Source organism: Amycolatopsis rhizosphaerae (assembly GCF_007713715.1).
GTDB classification, from domain to species: Bacteria; Actinomycetota; Actinomycetes; order Mycobacteriales; family Pseudonocardiaceae; genus Amycolatopsis_E; species Amycolatopsis_E rhizosphaerae.
On the sequence record NZ_VJWX01000545.1, the window covers coordinates 1 to 4,702 of the forward strand.

The following is a 4,702-nucleotide window of genomic DNA, read 5'->3' on the forward strand; positions in this document are numbered from 1 at the left end:
GTCGTGAGGGGCGCTCACGACAAGTCCATCAGCGCGAGCCTGGCCGGGTCGGTCACGAGCGCGATGGTGGTGATCCGCCCGTCGGTGACGGTGAACGAGATGACCGACAGCGGGGTGCCGTCCTCACGCCAGGACACGATCCCGGGACGGCCGCCGACGAGCACCATGCGGCCCTGGCCGGCTGCGCCGCCGGACAGCCGTGCACCGGAGGCGACCTTGGTGGCGCCGAGGACGACGACCACCCCGCCGGGGGTGTGGGCGGTCAGCTTCACCTCGGGATCGAGCACGCGCAACAACCCCTCGAAGTCGCCGTCGCGAGCCGCCGCCAGGAAGGCCTGGACCACCTCCCGCTGCTCCCGCCCGGCGGCCGACGGCCGCCGGGTCGCCCGCACCTTCCTTCGGGCGCGGCTGGCGAGCATCTTGGTGGCGGCGGTGGACCTGCCGAGGATCTGGCCGATCTCGTCGAACGGCACCGCGAACAGGTCGTGCAGCACGAACGCCAGCCGTTCGTCCGGCCGGAGCGATTCGAGGACGACGAGGAGGGCGAGCCCGACCGAGTCGGCGAGCACCGCGTCGTCCTCCGGCGCCGGGCCGTCGCCGAGCGCCGTGACCTCGGGCAGAGGGTCGTCGTAGGACGCCTCGGGATGGGCCTGGCGCGATCGCAGGACGTCGAGGCTGATCCGGCCGACCACTGTGGTCAGCCAGCCGGAGAGGTTGTGGATCGTGGCGGTGTCCTGGCCGGACAGCCGCAACCACGCCTCCTGGACCACGTCCTCGGCGTCGGCGTGCGATCCGAGCATCCGGTAGGCGACCGCGCGCAGCCGGTCGCGCTGGGCCTCGAAGGCCCCGGCCACCGCATCCGCCGGGATGGTGTCGGACATGTCGTTACCTTCCTCGGAGCTGCTTCGTCATGGGTGATGACGGGCCCGGACGGGCACAGGTAACCGACGAAGGAGCAGGACCGATGGAAGCGCGCATGACCGGATCGCCGAACCCCGACCTGACCAAGGCGATCCAGCACCTCTACCAGGCGATTCACACCGGGGGCGTCGACAACCGGCTGCTGTCGCTGGTCCACCTCCGCGCCAGCCAGATCAACGGCTGCAGCCCGTGCGTGTTCGCCGGGGTCGAGTCGGCGAAGAAGGCCGGTGAAACCGACGAGCGGCTGCACAACGTGGTCGCGTGGCGCGAGACCCCCTTCTTCACCGAGGAGGAGCGGGCGGCGCTCGCGCTGACCGAGGCCGCCACCCGGATCCAGGACGGCGCGCCGGGCGTGACCGACGAGATCTGGGACGCGGCGGCCGACCACTTCGACGAGAAGCAGCTGTCCTCGATCATCCTGGAGATCGCGATGACCAACTTCTTCAACAGGATCAACCGCACGATTCGCGAGCAGGCGGGCAAGACCTGGTGAGGGTGGGACTCGGGCGGTGGGTCCGACGATCGGGTCAGGCGAGTCCGGCGGCGACCTCGCGGAGCCGGGTGCCCGCACCGGAGGTGATCGGCTCACCGTGGCCGAAACAGGCGGTTTCCACGTCGAGTTCGGCAAGCCGCCGGAAGGATTCGGCGGCACGGGACCGGTCGAGGTTGAAGATGCCGAGCATGACCTGGCCCTCCATGTGGGCGGCGGTGTCGCCGGTGAACAGGACGCCGTGCCCCGGCAGGTGGAGGGCGATGCTCCCGTCGGTGTGCCCCGGGATCGACAGGACCCGCGCGCCGCCGCCGAACTCCAGCACCTCGCCCCCGGTGAGTTCGCGGTCCACCCGTGCCGGCGGTGCGACCTCCGGCGTCCCGGCCGACACCTGCTCGAAGATCGGCCGCTCCCAGTCCGCGAGGACGGGCGGAGGGGGCGGTACCTCTCCCCGGATGATCGAGGCGTCCCGCGCGTGGGCGAAGACCGGGGCGTCACTCCACTGCTCGATCTCGGCCAGTGCGCCCGCGTGGTCGACGTGGAAGTGGGTGAGCACGATCCCGGTGAGGGCGGTGGGGTCGAAACCGAGGCTTTCGATCGCCTTGCGGACCCCGTCACCGCCACCCGGCGTCCCGGTGTCGATCAGGACCAGCGAATCCTGGTCGTGCCACAGGTACAGCTGCCAGTTGCCGACCCGCAGCCGGTGCAGGTTCGGGATCACTTCCACGGTTTCCATCCCGCGACGGTAGGACAAGGAGCTCGTCCGGGCAGCCCGGATCAGCTCATCGCGTAATCGCTCTCAGCGAACGGGTCAGGGCCTCGATCGCCGGTGTGAACGCGTGTTCGGGCGGGGTGGCGTAGCCGACGACTATCCCTTGTGGACGTCCCCCGGCCCGGATCCAGAACCGTCCCAGCTGTTCCAGTGCGATCGACTCGCGGGCCACGGCCGCGAATGCGTCTTCTTCCGGCACGCCGCTGGGGAGCAGGAGCACGACGTGCAGCCCGGCCGAGATACCGAGCGGGGTGACGCTCTCGGGGAGCGCGGCGAGCAGCCGGTCGCGCCGCTTGCGGTAGGCGAGCCGCCGCTGCCGCACGTGCCGGTCGTAGGAGCCCGAGGTGAGCATTTCGGCGAGGATCAGGTGGTCCATCGAGGGGGCGCGCCAGCCGGTGGCCGCGAGGGCCGCCCGGACGGGTTCGACCAGCGAACGGGGCGGCACGATCCAGCCGATGCGCAGGGACGGGGCGAGGGTTTTGCTCACCGAACCCACGTAGATCGTGCGTTCCGGGGCGAGTGCCTGCACCGCACCCACCGGACGCCGGTCGAAGCGGAACTCGCCGTCGTAGTCGTCCTCGATGACGAGCCCCCCGTTCCTGCCCGCCCAGCGGGTCAGCGCGGTGCGGCGCGCGGGGGCGAGCGTGTAGCCCAGCGGGAACTGGTGGGCGGGCGTCACCACCACCGCCGGACTGTCGAGTTCGGACACCACGAGTCCGTGCTCGTCGACCCGGACCCCGGTCACCGAGAGGCCGTTGCCCGTCGCCGTGGCGCGAAACTCCGGCAGGGACGGGTCTTCGAAGGCCAGTTCACCGTCTTCGCGCAATACCTGGGCCAGCACGGCCATTGCGTGGTTGAACCCGCCGCACACCACCACCCGCTCGGGATCGGTCACGACGCCGCGGCTGCGGGCGAGGTAGCGGGCCAGCGCTTCGCGCAGGACCGCGGGCCCGCGTGGATCGCCGTAGTCGAACACGCCGGGCGGAGCCTCCAGCAGCACCCGGCGGGCGGCGGAAAGCCAAGCCGCCCGCGGGAAGGAGGACAGGTCGGGGCGGCCGGGAGACAGGTTCCAGCGCGCGTCGCGCGACCGGGTCGTGGTGCGCGGGTGCTCACGGGCCGGGACCGCCGGGGCCGTTCCGCCGGCCGCGACCCGGGTCGGCGCGCCCTGGCTGGTCAGGAGATAACCCTCGGCGGCGAGGTCGGCGTAGACGCGGGTGACGGTGCCGCGGGCGATGCCGAGGTCCTTCGCCAGCGCCCTGGTCGACGGCAGTGCCGTTCCCGGCCCGAGCCGCCGCTCGCGGATGGCGCGGCGCAGCGCGTCGGCCAGCCCCGGGCGTCCGGTGTCCGGATGCCAGTCGAGGTGGACGTCCCATCCCAAACTGGACCACGATTCCCACACGAAACTGGACCATACTCGTGGGCCAGTTCTCGGTAGCGTGCGTGGGGTGAGCCAGCGAATCTCTCTGAACCGGCGGGCACCCGGCCTGCTGAAACAACTCATCGAACTGAACAACTCGATCAAGAAGGTGGCCGCCGAGGCGGGCCTGGACCAGCGCCTGCTGGAACTGCTCAAGATCAGGACTTCGCAGCTGAACGGGTGCGCGTTCTGCCTGGACATGCACGTGCGCGAGGCGATGGAGAGCGGTGAGACGCACAAGCGGATCTACCTGCTCAGCGCGTGGCGGGATGCCAACGTGTACACCGACCAGGAACGGTCCGCCCTGGCCCTCGCGGATGCGATGACCAGGCTGTCGGAGACCCAGGACGTGGCGGACGAGGTGTACGAGGAGGCACTGGCCCACCTGACCGAGGACCAGTACACCGCCGTGGGCTGGGCGGTGACCGTGATGAACGCGTTCAACCGCCTCAACGTCACCAGCCACACCCCGGTGCCCGAATGACCGCCGCCGCGCTGCGGGCGCTGCACGTGCCGGGGCGCCCGGTCCTGCTGCCGAACGTCTGGGACGCCGACACGGCCCGGCTGGTCGAAGAGGCCGGTTACCCGGTGGTGGCCACCAGTTCGGTCGCGGTGGCCGCCGCGCTCGGCTACCCCGACGGGGAACAGGCACCCGCCGGGGAGATGTTCGCCGCGGCGGCGCGCATCGCGCGTGCGGTGTCGGTCCCGGTGACCGTGGACGCGGAGTCGGGATACGGGTTGCCCGCCCCGGAGTTCGTGGCGCGACTGCTCGACACCGGCGCGGTCGGCTGCAATCTGGAGGACACCGACCACGCGCTGGGGCGGGTGCGCCCGATCGCCGAGCAGGCGGACCGGCTCGCCGCCGTGCGGGCCGCCGCCGGGGACGCACTGGTGATCAACGCCCGGATCGACCTCTTCCTGCGGGCGGAGGACCAGCGGGCCGTGCTGCCGGAGGCGGTCGAGCGGGCCCGCGCCTACCTCGACGCGGGCGCGGACTGCGTGTACCCGATCCTGGTGCGCTCGGCCGACGTGCTCGCCGAGTTCGTCAAGGCGGTCAGCCCCGGCGCGGTGAACGGCAACCGGCTGCCGGACGGGACGGACC

General features: G+C 71.6%; 6 protein-coding genes. 3 read left to right on the forward strand and 3 right to left on the reverse strand.

All coding sequences use genetic code 11. The features are described 5' to 3' along the window. Window positions 1-14 precede the first annotated feature (14 nt). Window positions 15-881 (reverse strand): sigma-70 family RNA polymerase sigma factor, encoded by an 867-nt coding sequence (locus FNH05_RS32655; protein ID WP_144592700.1) that lies wholly within the window; start codon window positions 879-881, stop codon window positions 15-17. Window positions 882-964: 83 nt separating this feature from the next. Here FNH05_RS32655 and FNH05_RS32660 point away from each other — a divergent pair, with 83 nt between their 5' ends. Further along, window positions 965-1,414, forward strand: coding sequence for a carboxymuconolactone decarboxylase family protein (locus FNH05_RS32660; RefSeq protein WP_144592701.1), 450 nt, complete (start codon window positions 965-967; stop codon window positions 1,412-1,414). 34 nt (window positions 1,415-1,448) lie between these two features. Here the strand turns inward: FNH05_RS32660 and FNH05_RS32665 are convergent, their stop codons facing one another. Next, the gene (locus tag FNH05_RS32665) at window positions 1,449-2,147 is read right to left on the reverse strand and encodes an MBL fold metallo-hydrolase (RefSeq protein WP_144592702.1); all 699 of its coding nucleotides are present in this window, start codon (window positions 2,145-2,147) and stop codon (window positions 1,449-1,451) included. Window positions 2,148-2,193: 46 nt separating this feature from the next. Next, on the reverse strand, window positions 2,194-3,582 hold the full coding sequence (gene pdxR, locus FNH05_RS32670) for a MocR-like pyridoxine biosynthesis transcription factor PdxR (protein ID WP_144592703.1): 1,389 nt from the start codon (window positions 3,580-3,582) through the stop codon (window positions 2,194-2,196). Between the two features lie 46 nt (window positions 3,583-3,628). On the opposite strand from pdxR, the gene FNH05_RS32675 reads away from it, so the two are divergent. Together FNH05_RS32675 and FNH05_RS32680 are read left to right on the forward strand one after the other, a co-directional pair. Next, a complete protein-coding gene (locus tag FNH05_RS32675) occupies window positions 3,629-4,084 on the forward strand; it encodes a carboxymuconolactone decarboxylase family protein (RefSeq protein ID WP_342781643.1) in 456 nt (151 codons plus the stop codon). Next, a partial coding sequence (locus FNH05_RS32680; RefSeq protein WP_144592705.1) for an isocitrate lyase/PEP mutase family protein occupies window positions 4,081-4,702 on the forward strand: 622 nt, incomplete at its 3' end. The genes FNH05_RS32675 and FNH05_RS32680, both read left to right, overlap by 4 nt.

What these genes read in the sequence shown, in the direction of transcription:
- FNH05_RS32655 (WP_144592700.1), bottom strand. Translation starts at nt 881, where the DNA reads ATGTCCGACACCATCCCGGCGGATGCGGTGGCCGGGGCCTTCGAGGCC.
- FNH05_RS32660 (WP_144592701.1), top strand. Translation starts at nt 965, where the DNA reads ATGGAAGCGCGCATGACCGGATCGCCGAACCCCGACCTGACCAAGGCG.
- FNH05_RS32665 (WP_144592702.1), bottom strand. Translation starts at nt 2,147, where the DNA reads ATGGAAACCGTGGAAGTGATCCCGAACCTGCACCGGCTGCGGGTCGGC.